The sequence below is a fragment of the Stieleria marina genome (assembly GCA_007741555.1).
In the GTDB taxonomy this organism is placed as follows: Bacteria; Planctomycetota; Planctomycetia; order Pirellulales; family Pirellulaceae; genus K23-9.
In genome coordinates this window covers 1,815,392-1,833,640 of record CP036526.1, presented here as the reverse complement: position 1 = coordinate 1,833,640, position 18,249 = coordinate 1,815,392, and the positions used below count along the sequence as shown (strand labels likewise).

Genomic DNA, 18,249 nt, shown 5'->3' with positions numbered 1-18,249 from the left:
TGTACTACCGGGCTACTCGCCGCAGCGGACTAGCCCCAACAATCGGCAACTGTGAACGTATTTGGAGCAACGGCTGGCTCGAACCGCGAGCGGACTCAGCAGGCGTCGAAGCTGCTGCTCACTGCCCACTGCTGTCTTGCCTTCAACAACCACGAAGTCGCCCATGGTCGCGGGAAAACTAGTGTTGATGCGTGACTTGCTGAACTGGTCATAAAACGTCAAGGCATAATCCATTGTCAGACGGATGCTTCGGTCCGGTGTGACAAAATGCTCGCGGCAATACTGCACGATCGAGACGGGCTGGGGATACCCAGCAAACGCTCCGACAAATCGCTCCGGCAAACTAGCGCGAATCGATCGTCGCAGAGTTCGGAAATTCAATTCAGCCAAATCAATCGGTGACGTCAGGTGCAAACGATGTTTACCGGTTGTTCGATTGCGGCGCCATTTGATTTCCAAATAGGCTTTGCGTTTGGGTTGCAACGAATCGTACCAACGCAAACGCACTTTGGTACGGACACCCAATCCATCCAGATTGGCGTGACACGCGGCGAACGATTCGTTATCAAAATAGACACTGCGAACCCAGGAAACAGGTTCGTGATGAACGATCCGCTTGCAACGCTGCTGCAACACTTGGCGAATCGCCCCCACGTCGCCGCGATCAAAGGTAAATTTCAGTTCTTTGCGAACCGCCAAATCCTGTCGCGTCGTACCTTCGTCCCACGCGTCGATCGCAGCGGTTGGTTGCAACGCCGAAGTCTCCATTAGACGCTCGCATCCAAATTCACGTAGGAAATTTCGCAATCTGGCAGCCGCTGCCGCAGCGCGGCGACCAGACTCATCGTGTCGCTCTCTGCTCGACGTCCGAGGGAAACTCGCAATTGACCACGATCACTTTCGACATCTAGTCGCTGCAACGTAAAGCTACCAGCGACTTCTTCGATCGCAGCCGCAGCCGCGGGTTTGTCGCCCGAGAAATACTGTTTGGCATCGCCCGACACTGTCAGCAACAAATTGTTCTCGCGACGAAGCCGACCATCGGCGTGCATAATTAGCACAAAGATGGTTGATACGGCGACCAAAGACACTGCGATCAGCGGGAGTTCGGCTCCCAACGATAAGCCAACCGCGATACACAAAAACAGGTAGCACAGTTCCTCGGGCTCTTTGATCGCGGCTCGAAAACGAACAATCGACAAAGCCCCTACCAAACCGAGCGATAGGGCAAGCGAAGATTTGACGATCGCGATGACCGCTGCGGTGATTATGACCAACAGCGGAAAGACTCGCGTGATCGAATCGGTGTCCGACGGAGAGCTGCTGAACCGGCGGTACAACCACCGGATGTAGAGCGAAAGACATCCGCCGATCAGCATGTAAAACGCCAACGCGATGGCTGACGAATCTCCCTGTGATGAAACGGAGAGTTCGACTTGACGCCACGCGTCAACAAATTTGTCCATGAAATGCGAAACAATGAGGTGAGAGGAGGTAGCCCAATTCAACACCATAAATTAACACAAGTTTCGCACTTGCTGTGAACGCACGTCGTGCCGCGATGGCTTCACCGAATCAATCAACCATTTTGAAAGCAGGCCAGTTCGGCCATCGAATCTTTCAGCTGGCTGTATAGATTGCGATACACAGGAAACAAGCGATCGTATGCTTTCACAGCCTTCCTGTCTGGCGGTGTCTGATCGGCCACTTCGATGGTCGCCGCGCATGCCGATTCGATGGAGCGGAAAGCCCCATCGCCGACCGCTGCCAACAATGCGACTCCGTAGGCGGGCCCTTGTTCGACTTTCAGCGTCGTGATTTTTTTGCCAAACACGTCGGCCTGCATTTGACGCCACAGTGGGTTCTTACTGCCGCCGCCAGACGCACGAATCTGCTTGACCGGCACGTCGAGCGACTCGATGATGGCCAAACTATCCCGGAGTGCGAACGTGATCCCCTCCATGACGCTTCGTGTCATGTGCCCGCGTTGATGCGTCAGGTTCATTCCGACAAAGCTGCCGCGTGCATTGGGGTCGGCATGGGGTGTGCGTTCGCCATTTAGATAGGGCAAAAAGAGCAGCCCGTCACTTCCAGCAGCGACTTTGGCAGCTTCAGCCGTCGCGGCTTCGTACCGTTTCTTGTCGCTGATGCCGGCAAGTCCTTGCAAAATATTGTCGACCCACCACTGCAATGATCCGCCGCTGGTCAAGTTCACGCCCATCATATGCCACTTGCCGTTGACCGCATGACAGAACGTATGCAGCCGTCCCGATGCGTCATACTGCGGTTCGTCGCTATGAACAAACATCACGCCGCTGGTGCCAATCGAAGTGCTCAACACACCTTTTTTGACGACACCATTTCCGACGGCACCTGCCGCACAATCGCCCGCTCCGCCAACGACTTTGCAATCCGTTGTTAGCCCAAGCTTCTTCGCAGCTTCGGCAGTCAACGTCCCGGTCACTTCATCGCTTTCGACGACGTCGGGCAGCAAGTCCGCATCAAGACCGATCTTGCTGAGCAATTTGGTTGACCATTTACGCTTGACGACATCCAGCAGCAACGTGCCGCTCGCGTCGCTCACTTCCGAAACGTAACCGCCGGTCAGCCGACGACGAATCTCGTCTTTGGGAAGTAGAACTTTGGCAAGCTTATCGAAGTTGCGTTTTTCGTTGTTTCGCAGCCAAAGAATCTTGGGAGCCTGGAACCCCGTCAGTGCCGGATTGGCCACCATTTTGATCAACGCTTTGCGACCACCGGCAGCCGAAGTGATTTCATCGCATTCGGCGGCAGTACGCTGGTCATTCCAAAGCAGAGCAGGGCGGATGACCTGATCTTTCTTGTCCAAGAACACCGAACCGTGCATCTGGCCGCTCAAACCAATCGCTTTGACCTCGGCGGGCTTGAGCTTCGATTTTCGCATCACGGCTTTGACCGTTTTCACTGTCGCAGTCCACCAAGATTCGGGATCCTGCTGCGTCCAACCGGGCTTGGGCTGATCGAGCGGATATTCGGCGTTGGCTTCAGCGATCACGGCACCGTCGGCGCGGACTAACAGCGTTTTTGTGCCGCTCGTGCCAATGTCAATTCCTAGGTAGTAACTCATATTTTGATGATCGCTGAATCGGAGGACTTGAACCAGTAAGCTGTAAACTAATTGGTCGAACTAGCCAGGGCCAGTGTGCGTAACGCTGTTGTTGCGATCTGCGGGCCAAGTGGCACACAGATCCTTTTGATTTCCCAGCGTCGGCCACCCAGCGGCCTCTCACTCTAACGAGCCGATCATCGTGCCATACGAAGCGACGACCACTCCTTCATCGCGGACTCCTTGTCGCCGCGAAATCTTGGCTGCGGGGATCGCAGCGGTAGGTGCCACGACGCTTTTTCCCGGCTGCCGCAACGCGACGGATTCAACCAACTCTCCCGCGGTGCGAACCGATGTTCCGCTCAGGCTACTTTGGCTGGGGACGCAGGCCGACGCCGATATCATCAAACGAAAATGGGAAGCGATCGCGCCACAGCCGCTGCAAATATCCGTTACACCTGTTGATCGCAGCGATTGCGCCGGCATCATCAAGACGATCCTAGATCAATACAAATCGAACGACTTGATCGCCTATCCGTTGCTGGCCGCAGCAGAACTATTCGCGGAGGGTGCAGTGGTCCACAAAGACGATTCGCTGCTCGGTGAAACGAGTACAACTGCCCCAAACGAAGATGCGCCCGCCTCCATCAGCCGTCTCTATCCCGCCCTACGGAACAACGCGGCACAGTTTGCCGGGGAAGCGACCGGGCTGCCACTGGGAGCGAAGATTCCAGCAGTTCTTTCGACCGATCCTATCGAACCGCTTGCCTCGTGGTCGGACTATCACACTTGGGTTGCTGAAGACCTGAAAGGCCAAGCGGCCGAACCGCTTGCGCCGGGGTGGGCCGGACAAATGTTTCTGTGGAGAGCCAGCACCACAGTCGAGTCACAGTGGCTGTTTGCCGGCAAAGAGTTCACGCCGCAAATCGATCAGTCGGAATTTGTAGATGTGCTGAAACAGATGGTGGCGACCGCCAAACAATACAAAGCAGGCCCCAAGTCGCCGTCAGAAATTTGGCAAAGCTTGGTTGATGGCGATGTGCTTGGCGGCATTGGTTGGGAGATGCCCATCGAAAACGACAGCGTCGAAATCTCGCTCAGCGATCTCCCTGGCGATAGCGACGATGGTTCGCGACTACTCCTAGATGCGTTTACACCGTTGATTTCAATTTCGGCCGGTTGCCGACAAAGCGGTGCTTCAAACGACTTTTTGAAATGGATTTCATCAGGCGAAGGAAACGACAGCCTTCAAGGACAGGTAAGCGTGATGACTCCGATTCGAATCAACTCGGACAGCTCATCAACTGCCTCCAGATCATCAAGCCGCAGCCCGTACCAACGTTGGCTTCGCAAGCGACTTCAATCGCCACTAGCGCGGCCCAATCTGCAACTGGTCAGCGGAGATCGATACTACGCGGCATTGGACAGCCAGATCAGCCGCTGCCTGAACGGCAAAGCCAAACCCGCCGAAGCACTGGCGGAAGCCGCGTCGGTATGGAACGAGCTGAACGCAGAAGTCACCACTGCAGAACAAGAACGAACCTGGCGAATGGCGCAAGGGTCGCGCGGCTAACGGCGCCCGCAAGGCTCGCGAATAGGGGCAACCAGCCGCTATGCAACATGCATGCCCTGCTAGTACTTGCGCGCGTGCGATCGCAGTTGTTCTGCAGACTTTCCGCACTACACCTGCCGCGACCAGGTGACTCCAGGCCAACAAAAAACCCACGCTATTTGTAGCGTGGGTTTGATGTCTCGATTTCCGAAAGAGCAGCTTACGACTTGTCGTCAGCTTTCTCTTCTTTGCTTGGAGCTTCCGCTTTTTCGTCGGACTTGGAAGCCGCGGCTTCTTCCGTCTTCTTCGCTGGAGCCGCATCTTCAAATGAAGGCTTGGCCGACTTTTGCGATACTCGGTCGTTGTTCCCGACCAATTCCAAAACGGCTCGCACGCCATTGTCACCCAACCGTGGTGTGGCCAATCGCATGATGCGAGTGTATCCACCCGGACGATCCGTGTAGCGTTCTGCGATGACGTCAAACAGAATCTTGGTGGCTTGCTTGTCACCAATCAACTGCACAACACGGCGTTGGGCAGCGACCACTGGAGCGCGAGCGGCTGCCCACTTCTGCCAGTCATCACTCTTACGCCACTTCTTGTAAGCATCCGTACCACGATCGCCATCGTGGGCAAATTTCTGAGCCTCAGCAGCCGACGGCATCGACTTTTTGGCTAGCGTAATGCACTTTTCAACCAGAGGACGAACCTCTTTAGCTTTGTGCAGCGTGGTGGTAATTCGGCCAGGAATCTTTGGGGCGTTGTCATCAAGCTCAGCGTCGCGTTCTGTTAAAAACAGAGCGCTTGCCAAGTTCTTGAGCAATGCCTTGCGATGGCTAGGACTGCGTCCTAGCGTGCGGCCTTTTCTACGGTGTCGCATGGCGGAAAATCCGTCAGGGGTCTAGTTAAACGTTGATATAAAGGGGAAGCCAGCTGTTTTTAAAACAGCGGCTGATTTGGCACTCGCATGCCAAGGTGCAATCCGTACTGAGCGAGCTTTTCACGCACTTCGTTCAGAGTTGTATCGCCAAAGTTGCGAACTTCCAACAACGAATCTTCGTTACGTTGGACAAGGTCGCGAATGGTTTGAATGTTTTCGCTTTCCAAACAATTGTTGGCTCGCACCGACAATCGCATTTCAGCCAAAGTCATGTTCAGTTTTGCTTCCAACTGAGCTTCTGGCGATCCGGCACCACCACGAGCAGCCGAGAAAATACTCGGTCCGATTTCGCGGTACTGGACGAATGGATTGAGATGCTTTCGGAGGATTTTTGCGGCTTCGACCATCGCCAATTCAGGAGTAATCGTGCCATCGGTCCAAACTTCGATATTCAGTTTATCGAAGTTTGTCTTTTGGCCCACTCGAGTCTCTTCGACGTCGTAGCGAACGCGAACGATCGGGCTGAAAACAGCATCGATCGGAATGATGCCGATTTCGTGATCGACGGCACTGTGTTCCGTGCTTGGAACATAGCCGCGGCCATTTTCGACGACCATTTCCATCATGAAAGGAACGTCCGAAGTCAGCGTCGCGATGACGTGATCTTTGTTGATGACTTCCACGTCCGAGTCTGTCTGAACATCAGCACCAGTGATTACACCGGCCGTGTCACGTTCGACCGTGATCACGCGAGTCGCTTCGCTGTGGTTGCGAACAACCAAGCTTTTGACATTCAGAACGATCTCAGTGACGTCTTCCATCACACCTTCGATCGACGTGAACTCGTGCTGAGCGCCACGGATCTTGATCTGGGTGACAGCACTTCCCATTAGGCTGCTTAGCAGCACGCGACGGAGACTGTTACCGATACTGGAACCGAAACCACGCTCAAAGGGTTCAGCTGAAAATTTGCCGTAGGATGATGTGAGTGTATCACGATCGACTTCGACGGTACTGGGCAATTCCATACCGCGCCAACGGATGTGCATAGTCATTGAACCTCGATTCTGGGTAGCAGAGGTTGGAGTGATTGGCTGTGTGGGAGGTGCAATGCTTAACGGGAGCGAAAGACTGTGAACGATTCGCTGATTCTAAAAAGCGGTGTCCAATGAAACTCGATCGCGATAAATCAACGTCGGGGTTTCGCAAACAGTCTCTGCGATTGATCACGATCAGCGATTGCAACTGATCGTCACCAACAGGACCAGCCTGTTTGTCAAAGCAACAAACAGGACCGACACAGATAAACTAAACGCGTCGCTTCTTTCGAGGACGGCAGCCGTTGTGCGGGATTGGCGTCACGTCTTCGATCAACTTCACGTTCAAACCAGCAGCCTGAAGTGCGGTGATTGCGCTTTCGCGTCCGCTGCCAGGGCCTTTCACACGAACTTCAACATCACGCATACCGAACTTACTGGCCTTTTCAGCAGCCTGTTGAGCCGCACATTGACCTGCAAACGGAGTGCTTTTACGCGAGCCTTTAAAACCGCTCGTACCAGCACTGGCCCAGCAAAGCGTGTCGCCTTTGGGGTCGGTGATCGTGACGGTCGTGTTATTGAACGTCGCGTGAACGTGAGCCACGCCATTGGAGACGTTGCGTCGAACACGCTTCTTCTTATTGGACTTTGCCACGGCAAAGGGTCTCTAACTGATAGGGTAATACTGAATGAATGGTTGGCAAAGCCGAACGCAAACTGAAACAGGCTATCGTACCCAGCACCCATTGGATGCTCGGCAAACCTGAAAACAGCTTTTAGCGCAAGTCCTTGACGCCTTTTTTCCCGGCAACTGTCTTCTTAGGACCTTTGCGGGTTCGGGCATTTGTTTTGGTGCGTTGACCGCGAACAGGCAAACCGACACGGTGACGCATGCCACGATAGGCTCGCACTTCACGGAGACGGCTGATGTTCTGGGTTACCTGACGACGAAGTGGACCCTCGACCGTGTAGTCTTGCTCGAGCAACGCAGCGATCTGACCCAATTCGTCCTCGCCCAAATCTTTGGCGGCACGAGTGGGATCAATGTTCAGTTTTTCGCAAACTTCGCGTGCGGAGTACAAACCGACTCCGTACAAGTACGTCAGCGAATACTGAATCTGTTTGTCGTTCGGGACGTCGACGCCCATCAAACGAGGCATAGCGAGACTCCTAAAGTCAGCAACTTGGCGGCAAAAATCCGGTTGAACCCGCCTGAATGCGGGCCATTGCAGGAGCCATCAAAGCAAAATGGGGGCACTGCGTCCGGTGAAGGATCAGGGAATATAGCGTCTGGCCCCCTTTTTGCTCAATGGCCACTTTGCATCAAATTCTCAGGAATTTTGCCTTCGTAGCCGAATGAATTCAGTTGGCACGTCGTCGCGAGCCGTTGCAGGCAGCCGAGTTGACTCAATTTTCGCAAATTCCGACGTGTTTAATGACAGCGTCGTATCGCCAACCACGTTGGACCAGACTCGCGTGAGGCAGACTTCGCCGCACAATGGCAGCATTAGGTTGTAAATTTGAGCACCACCAACCACAAAAGCCGCATCGCTGCCAACCAGTCCCATCGCTTCTTCCACCCCCCCCGCAAGTTGCACGCCTTCACAGGACCAGTCGGCATTGCGCGAAATCACGACGGTGCGACGACCTGGAAGCGGCCGGCCGATTGAATCAAAAGTTTTTCGCCCCATGATCAACACGCCGCCCATGGTCAATTTTTTGAACCGACGCAGGTCGCTGCTCAGACGCCAGGGCATATCGCCGTCCAGGCCGATGACGCCCGCAGGAGTCATGGCGACGACGGCGGTCAGAGTGGAAGAACAGGGCATGCAAACGTCACCTTGGTTGGCGTCAAAACGCTAGACCGCGACAGGCGCTTTGATCCGTGGATGCGGGTCGTAATCCGTTAACCGAAAATCGTCGTACTCGAATTGGTCGATCGATTCGGGCGTTTTGGTGATCGTCATCTTCGGCAACGGCTTTGGCTCGCGCGATAGCTGCTGGCGTGCTTGGTCAAAGTGATTGTTGTAAAGATGCAAATCACCAAACGTATGCACAAAGTCACCCGGTTCCAAACCAGTGACTTTGGCCATCATCATCGTCAGCAAAGCGTAGCTGGCGATGTTGAACGGAACTCCCAAAAAGATGTCGGCGCTGCGTTGGTACAACTGGCAAGACAGCCGCCCCTGCGAAACATAAAACTGAAAGAGCAAATGGCAAGGCGGCAAAGCCATGCTTTCGACATCGGCCACATTCCACGCACTGACAATCAGTCGACGTGATTCGGGATTGGTGCGAATCTGATCCTGCACCCGCGCTATCTGATCGATGGTGCCACCGTCGGGCGTAGGCCAAGAACGCCACTGGTGTCCGTAAACGGGGCCGAGATCGCCGTTTTCGTCAGCCCACTCATCCCAAATCGAAACGCCGTTTTCTTTGAGCCATTTGATGTTGGTGTCGCCACGCAGGAACCAGAGCAGTTCGTAGAAAATCGATCGCACATGCAGCTTTTTCGTTGTCAACAACGGAAAGCCCTTGCTGAGATCAAAACGAATTTGCCGCCCGAAACAACCGCGTGTCCCCACCCCTGTGCGGTCTTCGCGATCGATTCCGCTTTCCATTACTTCTTCTAACAGTCTCAAATACTCGATCATCGCGAATCCATCGTTGCTTGGTGGCAGGCGTTAGCGGCCTTCAATTCAGATCGGCTCTGGCCAACGGAATTCAGGTTGGCTTTTGGCAATCGATTGTCCAGTGCCGATCGCTACTCATTTGAACGTGCTCGGCGTCGATGCCAAAGCCCCCGGCGATTTCGCGAATCTCATCCAACGTCAGCGCAGCGTGAAACGATTGCCGCAATAACTGCTGGGCAAAACCCGACTCTCCTTCGGCGTACAACGCGACCAGTTTTTCGACCTCGGCGTCAGTCCCTGGACGCACCAAATCGCGAAGAAACAATCGCCCTTCGTCTCGGCATAAATAAAACGCCGCTTCCAGACCGTGCTTGGGGTCAGCCAAATGATGCAGCAGCGAATTGGAGATCACGGTGTCAGCTGCCGACTCTTGAAATTCGTCGATAGCCTTGGCGTCACCTTGCTCCAGAAAAATGCGGTCCAACATTCCGGCGTAGTCGACTTCAACTTTGGCGATCTCCAGCATCGAAATCGATGAATCAACGCCAATGACTCGCACGTCATCCAACCGCTGGCACAATTGGATCGGAATCGCGGCCGTCCCACATCCCAAGTCGATTACTTGCAGACCGATGTCGCCACCTGCGACCAGATCATCGACAAATTGACGGTTCACGGCCGAGTGATCCATTTGACCGTATTGCTGGGCCTCTTCCTGGGACTCCATCGACTCGGGTTCCAAGGTACGCGGCAGTGGAACGAGCGGCTGAGACATGAACGATTTACCGGTGGGTGCGGAGGCGAAAGTGGCCGGGAATGAACGTAGTAATTGCTTCACAATCTATCGATTCCCCTTCGACTGGATAAAGACAACCGGAAATTTGATGCAGATCGCCCATCGACTTCACGCGTCTACAGACACAGAGAAGGGATTTTGCCGTATTTGCGGGCACCGGGCGAAATCAGCGAGGGGAGCCGATTGCTCCAAAATCGCCGAATTCCCCCACCGCATGGACGGTTGAAAACCAAGGAGATTGGCTTGGCGTCAAAAAAAACATCCGATTCACCACCCTAAAACCCATTCTCGGCGCTACCTGCCCACTTTGCCCGAAAAACCCGAAAAGGTGGTATGAACCAACCTAGTTCGCTGATTACAACTATTACGCTGGTGAATCTGGCGGAAACAGGCTGGTGGAGTATTTACTTTAGGGGGAGCTGGGAGATCTGGGTCAGGAATCCTGATTTAACCAGAATCGGCACCTCCAACTCGAACTTCCAATTCTCCAACGAACCCTAAAGACAAAGAGTCATTATTGTGGAACGGCGACCAGTAGAAATGATGGCGAGCGCAACGCTTTCCGACATCATTCGCACTATCAATGACCGGCGCAAGTCTTTCATTGCGACTTTCCTGATCACGTCCGCAGTCCTGGCAACATTGGTCTTTGCATGGCCCAATCGTTACGGAAGCGACGGACTGATGTTTGTCCGCCTGGGTCGGGGAGCGGTTTCGATCGACCCAACTGCTCAGAGCTCCAAAACGATTTCGCTGATGGAGAGCCGCAAGTCGGAAGTCGTCAGCGTGGCGCGAATGCTTAGCAGCCGAGAAATCGCTGAACGCGTTGTTAACAGTGTCGGCATCGACGAAATCAACCAGCCACGCACTTGGATCGAAAAGGGTGTCAATAATCTCACCAGTTTCATCCCCTCTTTGCCGGGAGCCAAAAGCTCCGTCGAAACCGAAGAATACGACAACCAGATCGCTCTCGAAGAAGCGATCCAACGGGTCCAGAACTGGGTGGACGTTGCAGTTCCGAAAGACACCTACACGGTCACGGTTTTTGGCGAAGGTTCCGACCCGATTTTGGTCCGCAAAATCGTCCAAACCTTGATGGACGAATACAAACGCTTTCACGTCGAAGCTCACCAAGCGACTGGCTCTTTGGAGTTCTTTGAAAAAGAAGTCGACGACAGCCGAAAATCCGCGATCGCGAGCCAACAACTACTGCAGGGCACCAAAGCCAAGATGGGTTGGCTTAGCGTTAAAGCCGCCGAAGAAGCTTTGAGCACACGCATCAGTTCGCTGGAACTGAGCCGCGACGAAGCACAAAGTGCATTTGCCGAAGCCGACAGTCACGCGAGTGCTTTGAAAATCCGCCTCGCTCAAGTCGAACAGTGGGTGCCCACGTCCGTCACCAAAGGCATCGCCAGCAAAGCAGGCGAAGACATGCGGACAGCACTTTACTCTGCACAGATCGCCAACAGCGAAGCGATGGCCAAGCTAAAGCCTTCGCATCCCAAGTACCGCCTGGTGCAAAAGACGATGTCGGGCAGCCAGGACATCCTGGACAACGAAGACAAGGATCGCGAACAGTCGCTGGAAGCGATCAACCCGGTGTATCAAAAACTACAAGGCGAGTACGAAGCCACGTTTGCAAAAGCAGCTGGACTGAAAAGTCGCTACGAATCGCTCGCTGCCGCTGTCGATCACGCTAACACTGACTTGGTGCGATTAAACACCGACGGAATTGAATTGGCCGAACTGCAGTGGGCAAGTGATGTCGCTGAGAAGAACTTTTTGGCTCACTCCAAAAGCCTGGAAGAAGCACGAATCGTGTCGGCACTCGACACGCAAGAACTGTCCGACGTGGCAGTGATTCAGCCAGCTTCCTTGAACCTCAAGAAAGTCGGCCCACCACGCTTGACGCTTTTGGTTCTGGCCGGAGCCTTGGGATTGTTGGCGGCTGCTCTGCAAGCAATTTTGCGACAGACAGCACTGCCGATGTGGTCGGAAACGTTTTCGCATCAGCGCCGAAATGGCCGCACCAAACATGAACCGTTTCCAGTGGGACCGGTCGAAAGCCTGTAAGGGCTGCAACGACAGAGATTTGATTTATACAACGTGTTTTTTTGGGCGTCTGCGGGAAAGCAGCCCTGATTTTCAACTTGAGAAGATGGCTACGCGACAGGAATCGTGTTGACATCTTAAACGGGATATTAAACGTGCTCGGAGCCTTGGTTAGCGAATGGACCGGACTAGGTAATCGACAGGGACAAGACCTGTTGCTTACGACCGGCGAATTCAACCGCGAGATTGCTAGAGAGAGGATGCGCGCGACACGTCGCTCGATTCCTTTCTGCGTCTTGACACTTGAATTGGTCGGTAGCATTCAGAAGCGCCGCCGAAAACGATTGCTCGTTCGCTTGTTGCACCGCAACGTGCGCATGACCGATCAGAAAGGTGTCCTGAGCGCAAACAAGTTTGGCATCCTGTTGGTCGACACTCCAGAGATGGGCGGCCGTGCGGTCTTGGATCGTCTGACAGCGGAGACCCAGCGTCTGAATCTGAATGTCAAATTGGACTTGAAGGTTCACGACCCCGAAGGTTTTGATTCCGACGATTTTCCAAGCGGCAAAAAGCAGCGACTCGGTGATGATCCGTCACAGCGATGGTTGCGTGTCGATGAAGCCAACGTACAGGTTTCTGGCGAAGACCCAATGGTTCCGCGTCCGATGATGAGAATGGCCGTCAAGCGGTCGTTGGATATCTTTGGCGCTTCGGTGGGGCTGACCCTCGGTAGCCCGATTATTCTGGGCAGCATGGCCATGGTGAAATTCACCAGCCCCGGCCCGGCGTTGTTCACACAGACTCGCGAAGGCCTACGCGGTCGTCCATTCAAAATCTACAAAATGCGATCGATGGTCGTGGATGCGGAAGCTCGCAAGGCTGAATTGAGCGACGCCAACCACCGCGACGGACCGGCTTTTAAAGTCGACAAGGATCCTCGCGTGACAAAAGTGGGACGCTTCCTGCGTGCATCCTGCATCGATGAACTACCACAGCTCTGGAACGTCCTCAAAGGCGACATGTCACTGGTCGGTCCGCGGCCGCTGCCTTGGCATGAAAGTCGTGCTTGCAACAATTGGCACCGACGTCGACTGGACGCCAAACCGGGCATGACCTGCAACTGGCAAGTTAATAAAGCCAAGGCCAAGACCTTTGACGAATGGATGCGAATGGATTTGCAGTACATCGACCGCATCGGATTGATTCGCGACCTGCGACTGATCGCCCTTACGTTTCTGGTCCCGTTGACGGGTCGCGGAAGCGAATAGACTCGGGGAACAACAGGCGAACGATTTTCTCGCTGCCGACTGCTGACAACAGTCGCGCGCAGCAAAACGACAAGTAATGATGTGAGTCAAAAAAAGAAAATCGCCAGCATCTCGCTGGACTTCGACAACAAGTGGGCCTACCTGCGAGCCGCCGGACGAGACGACTGGGCGGAGCAAAGCAGTTACCTGCCGCTGGCAGCCGATCGAATCGTCGAAACTCTGGGCGAGCTGAATCTTCCGCTCACGGTCTTTATCGTCGGCCGCGACTTGGCCGACGACCAAAACATCGCCGCAGCCCGGTCATTTGACCGCCTTCCCAATTGGGAACCCGCCAATCACTCGCTCAATCACCTCCCGTGGATGCACACGATGGAGCCTAGCGAGATTACGGCGGAGATCGAAACGACGGACCAACGAATTCGCGACCACCTGGGGCGACGGCCGCTTGGTTTTCGCGGTCCGGGATTCAGCTGCCCCGATCAAGTACTAAGAGTTTTGGCAAAAAACGACTACGTCTACGACGCTTCTATTTTTCCCACTTCGATGGCGCCGATTGCTCGCGCAGTGTTTCTGATGCGCACGAAACTGCAGGGTGAACAGCGTGAAAAAGCCAAACAGCTGTACGGCGGATTCAAGTCGATGAGGCATCCCAATCGCCCGTTCCAACGCTCCGTTGCCGGTAATGACGACCGCCAAGCGACGAATCTCTGGGAAGTTCCTGTAACGGTGCTTCCATTCGCCCGGACCCCGATTCACTTTAGTTACTTCACGTATCTAGCAAGTTTTTCGACGCTGGCAGCCAAGGCATACTTTTCCACTGCACTGCGACTTTGCCGCATGACGGGCACGCCGCCTTCGCTGCTGTTGCATCCGCCGGATTTTATGGGCCGCGAAGATGATTCGGACATGGCCTACTTTCCAGCCATGAACATGGCTCGTGCCGACAAAATTGCCATCGTACGCTGGGCACTGAAAAAATACGCCGAGTCGTTTGACGTTCGCTGCATGATTGACCAAGTTGCAGCGTTGGACCCCAACATTGATCGCGATTCGTCACTCGATACAGATCATCCGGCCGCAGACGCTGCTATCGCTGCTCGCTAAGACGCCCCCATCCAGTCGCCACGCAAACCAATCACCCCTCGGATTTCCTAAACTTCCATGATCGACAAAGGCCAACACAGCGTCCTGGGCATTGATGTCAACGCGATTGACTACGAAGCCGCCGTGGACCGTGTCATCACGGCTGGTAAAAAACGCGAAAGCATGGCTGTGACTGCGCTGGCTGTTCACGGTGTGATGACGGGCGTGAAGGACAATGCACACAACTTCCGGCTCAATCAGTTTGACCTGGTTTGCCCGGACGGCCAACCGGTTCGCTGGGCGTTGAACTGGCTGTATGGAACCGAGCTAAAGGATCGCGTGTACGGACCGGAGCTAACGCTGCGAATCTGCCAAGCCGCTGCCAAGGAAGGAGTCCCTGTCTTTCTGTTTGGCGCCACCCAAGAAATGCTGGACAAGTTTGCCGAGCGTCTTTGCGAAAAATTCGACGGCTTGCAAGTCGCTGGCAGCCAAGCGTCCAAGTTCCGGACTCTTTCCGAACAGGAACGCGATGAGCTGGCCGCAACGATCAACGACAGCGGCGCCGGAATCTGTTTCGTCGGTCTAGGATGCCCGCGTCAAGAAGTATTTGCCTACGAGATGCGTGACCGTCTGAATATGCCATTGATTGCCGTTGGCGCTGCGTTCGCCTTTCACGCTGGCTTGCTGGAACAGGCTCCACCATGGATGCAAAAGCGTGGACTGGAATGGCTTTTCCGCCTCACACGCGAACCCGGACGTTTGTGGAAACGCTACCTGACTACCAACCCCGCGTTCCTCACGCGGTTGGTCTTACAGAAAATCGGCTTACTCAAAGGTCGCACCGATACAGGCAAGAAGCCAAGTGAAGAGATTTTGTTCGGCTAGCGTGATCTGGACGGGCGACCATCAGGCTCATCTGCCTGTGGGCAATCGGCGACTTCTTTTGCGGTGCATGACCAATAGCAAGACACACCCCAGAATTCCAGCGATCCCCATTCCGGCGATGATCAACTTGCCGACAAAGACGCCTGCTGGATTCCCCATTACATGGTGCGGTGATCGGTCGATTTCATCATCATCCAGATCGACGGAGACCGGCGGCAATCGAAAAGCCTCAGCGAACCGCGCATCGACGTCTTCATCATCCGCGATCCACTCGGCTTCTTTCTTCGCCACATTGGCAAACCATTCGTCGGCATCGCGTTGCTCGGAATCGAATCTCGCATTGACCATCTCGACTGAGATCGGCTCGTCCGTATTGCCTCTCTGATATTGCCCGTCAATTACACGCGACGCAAACAGTTCGTATGCGTTTCTTGCCGATTCGTCCTCGCTGGCCAAAGCCGCTTTGCGATAGCTGCGGTACGCCAGACGTTTGTGCCCGAGCGCCTGCAAGATTTCGCCCAGCACTTCCAACAACACCGGATGATCATGACGCGAAAACCGCATCATTCCGGTCACCCCCTCCAACGCAGCCAAAAGCTCTGCCTTGTCAAGCGAGGTGGCTTCTCCGTCGCTCAGTTCAATCGCTGCAAAACGAACGAACAGATAGTTGTACCAAAAAGACTTCTCATCGATCCGACTGCTTGCAAGCGGCAATTCATATTTGCCGTCGCTGGACTTCAGCAACAAGTACTTCACTAAGAGTCGTTGGTATTTTTCACGTCCAAAATGCGCATCAGGATTCACCTCGATAGCTTGCTCGATATACCCGAGCCCCTCTTCCAATTGGCCATCATGAATCAAAAACGTTCCCAGGTTGGCCAGTGTTTCGTAACGCTTGGGCTGTCGTGCCAACTGAGATCGGGCAGCTGCGATTGCATCGCCGTGCCGTCCCAACTTCTCATACGCAACAGCAAGGTCGTCGATCAAGGCATCGTTCTGCGGCTCGGACTCTAACTTTTTCAACCGATCTTTTCGTCGCCACTCATAGTAGGCATCCGAATGTCGCGGAAATTTTCCAACGATGACCTCCAACGTTGACGGCGCAAATCCTCGCTCCTGCCATAGCGTCTCTGTGTCCCACAAACAGGCGTACGACGTGACGCACACGCAGCACGCAAACAGAACGACCGAAAAACGTAGCAATCTGGACGACATCGAGCTGCTCCCGTGCGAGGTGGATTGCCTTTAATCTTAGGTGTTGGCGGGATCCCGACGCAAACAATCCGAACCGCAGCCACAACGATTTGGCTGACGGTACACTCCCGCGGCTATCTCTTCTAAGATGGGGTGCTCCCCATCTCCCTCCCCGCCCCTTGAAGAGATTTCGTTTCATGCGTTTCGTTCGACTACGTTCTTTTCGACTGTATTTTGCAGCATCAATTTGCTTAGCCGCTCTGGCAATCACTGGCTTGAAAGTCAGCGATCCCCCCGGTGTTCAGGCAAAAACGTTTGCCGATTCGTTTCTGAGTTCCCTGGACGAAGATCAAAAAGCCAAAGCGATCGTTCCCTACGATTCAGATCAACGCGTCGACTGGCACTTCATCCCCAAAAAGACCCGCAAGGGTTTGGCACTGCGGGACATGAATTCCGCTCAACGGAGTTCCGCACTGCGACTGATTCGTGCAACACTTAGCGAAGCCGGCTACGACAAAGCCAGCAAGACCATGCTGATGGAAGCGGTCGTGCGTGAACTGGAAGGCGAAAAGCGCAACTGGGAACGCGACCCCCAAAAGTACTTCGTCACCTTCTTTGGCCAACCCAGCGACAAGGATCCGTGGGGACTGAGTATCGAAGGGCATCACCTGTCACTCAATTTCAGTTATCGCGATGGAAAAGTTGCCGATAGCACTCCTCAGTTCTTTGGCGCAAATCCTGGCGAAGTCAAAACCGATGTTCCTGGGCCGTTCGGTAAAGGCACTCGAGTCCTGAAAAGCGAGGAGCAGATCGGATTCAAACTGATCAACGCCCTTAGCAAGGAGAATCAAGCCAAGGCCATCATCGACAAAGACGCTCCGAAGGAACTGCGTTTCGCGGGCGACGCCCAAGTCGATGTCGAAGAACCAGTCGGAATCGCACTGAGCGAGCTTTCCGAAGAAAACCAAAAAACGCTGAAGCGACTTGTCCGAGTCTACACAGACATCGTCCCCGAGCCCCTGGCAAAGGGTCGTCGAAGTCTGATCAACCAAGACGGCTGGGACGACGTACACTTTGCTTGGTCCGGAGCCAAAAAGCCCGGCATCGGACACTACTATCGAATCCGCGGCAAGCGTTTTCTGATCGAGTTTGTCAACACGCAAGCCGACGCCGAAGGCAACCCAGCCAATCACATCCACTGCTGTTGGCGAGATGTGTCGGGCGACTTTGACTTGCCAGCTGGCAAATAATTAGTCGGTCACAACATTAACGTTGTGGTGCCCTCCGATTTTTTATTCGCAGCTGACTGAGCAAAGCCCCCCCATGTCCTGGATCAAACATCTACGCGAGCGCTGGCACAACTGGGTGGGCGATCACGACATGGAACGGGCTATTCGCCGCCATCTAACCACCGACGGTTATTTTGGCGGCACAGCCAAACTGCGAAACGTCCGGTTGGTCGCCGTGCAGCGGCCCGGCTGGCTGCAAATTTTTCGCTTCGAGGCGACCGCGCGGGTGGATCGTAGTAACGCCAACGCCGACGAACCTGCCCCGGACGCAGAGTATCACGAACTCTTTGGACTGGTCCGCGAAGATGCTCGCAAGGACCAAAGCAGCGTCCGCGTTTTCCGAAACAATGCTGACCGCGGCGAGCTATTCAAGCAGTGGAGTGAAGACCTGATTTGCTTGCGTGGTGCCCAAGGTCTGAGCCCCAATGCGTAGAAGCGAGTCATCGCGGCTGCCAATTAGCGGCCGTGGCTGAAAGAATCGATCTGCGCCGCCAA

The 18,249-nt window shown here is 54.5% G+C and carries 18 protein-coding genes; 7 read left to right on the top strand and 11 right to left on the bottom strand.

From position 1 onward, the window contains the following. Positions 1 to 12 precede the first annotated feature (12 nt). The 3 genes from K239x_RS06475 to xylB all read right to left on the bottom strand — a co-directional run bounded on the left by K239x_RS06475 (position 13) and on the right by xylB (position 3,106). A complete protein-coding gene (locus K239x_RS06475) occupies positions 13 to 753 on the bottom strand; it encodes a polyphosphate polymerase domain-containing protein (protein ID WP_419189747.1) in 741 nt (246 codons plus the stop codon). 14 nt (positions 754 to 767) lie between these two features. Then, a complete protein-coding gene (locus K239x_RS06470) occupies positions 768 to 1,466 on the bottom strand; it encodes a DUF4956 domain-containing protein (RefSeq protein WP_145416964.1) in 699 nt (232 codons plus the stop codon). Positions 1,467 to 1,579: 113 nt separating this feature from the next. Further along, positions 1,580 to 3,106, bottom strand: coding sequence for a xylulokinase (xylB, locus tag K239x_RS06465; protein WP_145416963.1), 1,527 nt, complete (start codon positions 3,104 to 3,106; stop codon positions 1,580 to 1,582). Positions 3,107 to 3,287: 181 nt separating this feature from the next. Here xylB and K239x_RS06460 point away from each other — a divergent pair, with 181 nt between their 5' ends. Then, positions 3,288 to 4,658: a hypothetical protein gene (locus K239x_RS06460; RefSeq protein WP_145416962.1), complete on the top strand. Its 1,371-nt coding sequence runs from the start codon at positions 3,288 to 3,290 to the stop codon at positions 4,656 to 4,658. Positions 4,659 to 4,857: 199 nt separating this feature from the next. On the opposite strand, the gene K239x_RS06455 is transcribed toward K239x_RS06460, so the two are convergent. From K239x_RS06455 to K239x_RS06425, 7 genes are all read right to left on the bottom strand, one after another. Beyond that, complete coding sequence (locus tag K239x_RS06455) at positions 4,858 to 5,517, bottom strand: bL17 family ribosomal protein (protein WP_145416961.1); 660 nt, start codon at positions 5,515 to 5,517, stop codon at positions 4,858 to 4,860. Positions 5,518 to 5,576: 59 nt separating this feature from the next. Continuing rightward, complete coding sequence (locus K239x_RS06450; protein WP_145416960.1) at positions 5,577 to 6,572, bottom strand: DNA-directed RNA polymerase subunit alpha; 996 nt, start codon at positions 6,570 to 6,572, stop codon at positions 5,577 to 5,579. A 253-nt stretch (positions 6,573 to 6,825) separates the two neighbouring features. Further along, entirely contained in the window at positions 6,826 to 7,209 is a 384-nt protein-coding gene (gene rpsK / locus K239x_RS06445; RefSeq protein ID WP_145416959.1) for a 30S ribosomal protein S11, read from the bottom strand. A gap of 121 nt (positions 7,210 to 7,330) precedes the next feature. After that, entirely contained in the window at positions 7,331 to 7,702 is a 372-nt protein-coding gene (gene rpsM / locus K239x_RS06440) for a 30S ribosomal protein S13 (RefSeq protein ID WP_145422217.1), read from the bottom strand. A 183-nt stretch (positions 7,703 to 7,885) separates the two neighbouring features. Then, the gene (locus K239x_RS06435; RefSeq protein ID WP_145416958.1) at positions 7,886 to 8,383 is read right to left on the bottom strand and encodes a dihydrofolate reductase; all 498 of its coding nucleotides are present in this window, start codon (positions 8,381 to 8,383) and stop codon (positions 7,886 to 7,888) included. Between the two features lie 30 nt (positions 8,384 to 8,413). Continuing rightward, positions 8,414 to 9,208, bottom strand: coding sequence for a thymidylate synthase (locus K239x_RS06430; protein WP_145416957.1), 795 nt, complete (start codon positions 9,206 to 9,208; stop codon positions 8,414 to 8,416). A gap of 70 nt (positions 9,209 to 9,278) precedes the next feature. After that, positions 9,279 to 9,962 carry a class I SAM-dependent methyltransferase gene (locus K239x_RS06425; RefSeq protein WP_145416956.1) on the bottom strand — a complete coding sequence of 228 codons (684 nt, stop codon included), beginning with the start codon at positions 9,960 to 9,962 and terminating at the stop codon, positions 9,279 to 9,281. 540 nt (positions 9,963 to 10,502) lie between these two features. Here K239x_RS06425 and K239x_RS06420 point away from each other — a divergent pair. The 4 genes from K239x_RS06420 to K239x_RS06405 all read left to right on the top strand — a co-directional run bounded on the left by K239x_RS06420 (position 10,503) and on the right by K239x_RS06405 (position 15,271). Then, the gene (locus tag K239x_RS06420; protein ID WP_145416955.1) at positions 10,503 to 12,056 is read left to right on the top strand and encodes a GumC family protein; all 1,554 of its coding nucleotides are present in this window, start codon (positions 10,503 to 10,505) and stop codon (positions 12,054 to 12,056) included. A gap of 134 nt (positions 12,057 to 12,190) precedes the next feature. Continuing rightward, positions 12,191 to 13,303 (top strand): sugar transferase, encoded by a 1,113-nt coding sequence (locus tag K239x_RS06415; protein WP_419189746.1) that lies wholly within the window; start codon positions 12,191 to 12,193, stop codon positions 13,301 to 13,303. 81 nt (positions 13,304 to 13,384) lie between these two features. Beyond that, complete coding sequence (locus K239x_RS06410) at positions 13,385 to 14,407, top strand: polysaccharide deacetylase family protein (protein WP_419189745.1); 1,023 nt, start codon at positions 13,385 to 13,387, stop codon at positions 14,405 to 14,407. Positions 14,408 to 14,464: 57 nt separating this feature from the next. Further along, positions 14,465 to 15,271, top strand: a complete 807-nt coding sequence (locus K239x_RS06405) for a WecB/TagA/CpsF family glycosyltransferase (RefSeq protein WP_145416954.1) — start codon at positions 14,465 to 14,467, stop codon at positions 15,269 to 15,271. Between the two features lie 27 nt (positions 15,272 to 15,298). On the opposite strand, the gene K239x_RS06400 is transcribed toward K239x_RS06405, so the two are convergent. Beyond that, positions 15,299 to 16,486 (bottom strand): tetratricopeptide repeat protein, encoded by a 1,188-nt coding sequence (locus K239x_RS06400; protein ID WP_145416953.1) that lies wholly within the window; start codon positions 16,484 to 16,486, stop codon positions 15,299 to 15,301. A 176-nt stretch (positions 16,487 to 16,662) separates the two neighbouring features. Between K239x_RS06400 and K239x_RS06395 the strand changes: the two genes are divergently transcribed. Beyond that, positions 16,663 to 17,715 carry a DUF3500 domain-containing protein gene (locus K239x_RS06395; protein WP_145416952.1) on the top strand — a complete coding sequence of 351 codons (1,053 nt, stop codon included), beginning with the start codon at positions 16,663 to 16,665 and terminating at the stop codon, positions 17,713 to 17,715. Positions 17,716 to 17,788: 73 nt separating this feature from the next. Next, complete coding sequence (locus K239x_RS06390; protein WP_145416951.1) at positions 17,789 to 18,187, top strand: hypothetical protein; 399 nt, start codon at positions 17,789 to 17,791, stop codon at positions 18,185 to 18,187. Positions 18,188 to 18,249: the final 62 nt, after the last annotated feature.

What these genes read in the sequence shown, in the direction of transcription:
- K239x_RS06470 (WP_145416964.1), bottom strand. Translation starts at nt 1,466, where the DNA reads ATGGACAAATTTGTTGACGCGTGGCGTCAAGTCGAACTCTCCGTTTCA.
- xylB (WP_145416963.1), bottom strand. Translation starts at nt 3,106, where the DNA reads ATGAGTTACTACCTAGGAATTGACATTGGCACGAGCGGCACAAAAACG.
- K239x_RS06455 (WP_145416961.1), bottom strand. Translation starts at nt 5,517, where the DNA reads ATGCGACACCGTAGAAAAGGCCGCACGCTAGGACGCAGTCCTAGCCAT.
- K239x_RS06450 (WP_145416960.1), bottom strand. Translation starts at nt 6,572, where the DNA reads ATGACTATGCACATCCGTTGGCGCGGTATGGAATTGCCCAGTACCGTC.
- rpsM (WP_145422217.1), bottom strand. Translation starts at nt 7,702, where the DNA reads ATGGGCGTCGACGTCCCGAACGACAAACAGATTCAGTATTCGCTGACG.
- K239x_RS06435 (WP_145416958.1), bottom strand. Translation starts at nt 8,383, where the DNA reads ATGCCCTGTTCTTCCACTCTGACCGCCGTCGTCGCCATGACTCCTGCG.
- K239x_RS06430 (WP_145416957.1), bottom strand. Translation starts at nt 9,208, where the DNA reads ATGATCGAGTATTTGAGACTGTTAGAAGAAGTAATGGAAAGCGGAATC.
- K239x_RS06425 (WP_145416956.1), bottom strand. Translation starts at nt 9,962, where the DNA reads ATGTCTCAGCCGCTCGTTCCACTGCCGCGTACCTTGGAACCCGAGTCG.
- K239x_RS06405 (WP_145416954.1), top strand. Translation starts at nt 14,465, where the DNA reads ATGATCGACAAAGGCCAACACAGCGTCCTGGGCATTGATGTCAACGCG.
- K239x_RS06400 (WP_145416953.1), bottom strand. Translation starts at nt 16,486, where the DNA reads ATGTCGTCCAGATTGCTACGTTTTTCGGTCGTTCTGTTTGCGTGCTGC.
- K239x_RS06395 (WP_145416952.1), top strand. Translation starts at nt 16,663, where the DNA reads ATGCGTTTCGTTCGACTACGTTCTTTTCGACTGTATTTTGCAGCATCA.
- K239x_RS06390 (WP_145416951.1), top strand. Translation starts at nt 17,789, where the DNA reads ATGTCCTGGATCAAACATCTACGCGAGCGCTGGCACAACTGGGTGGGC.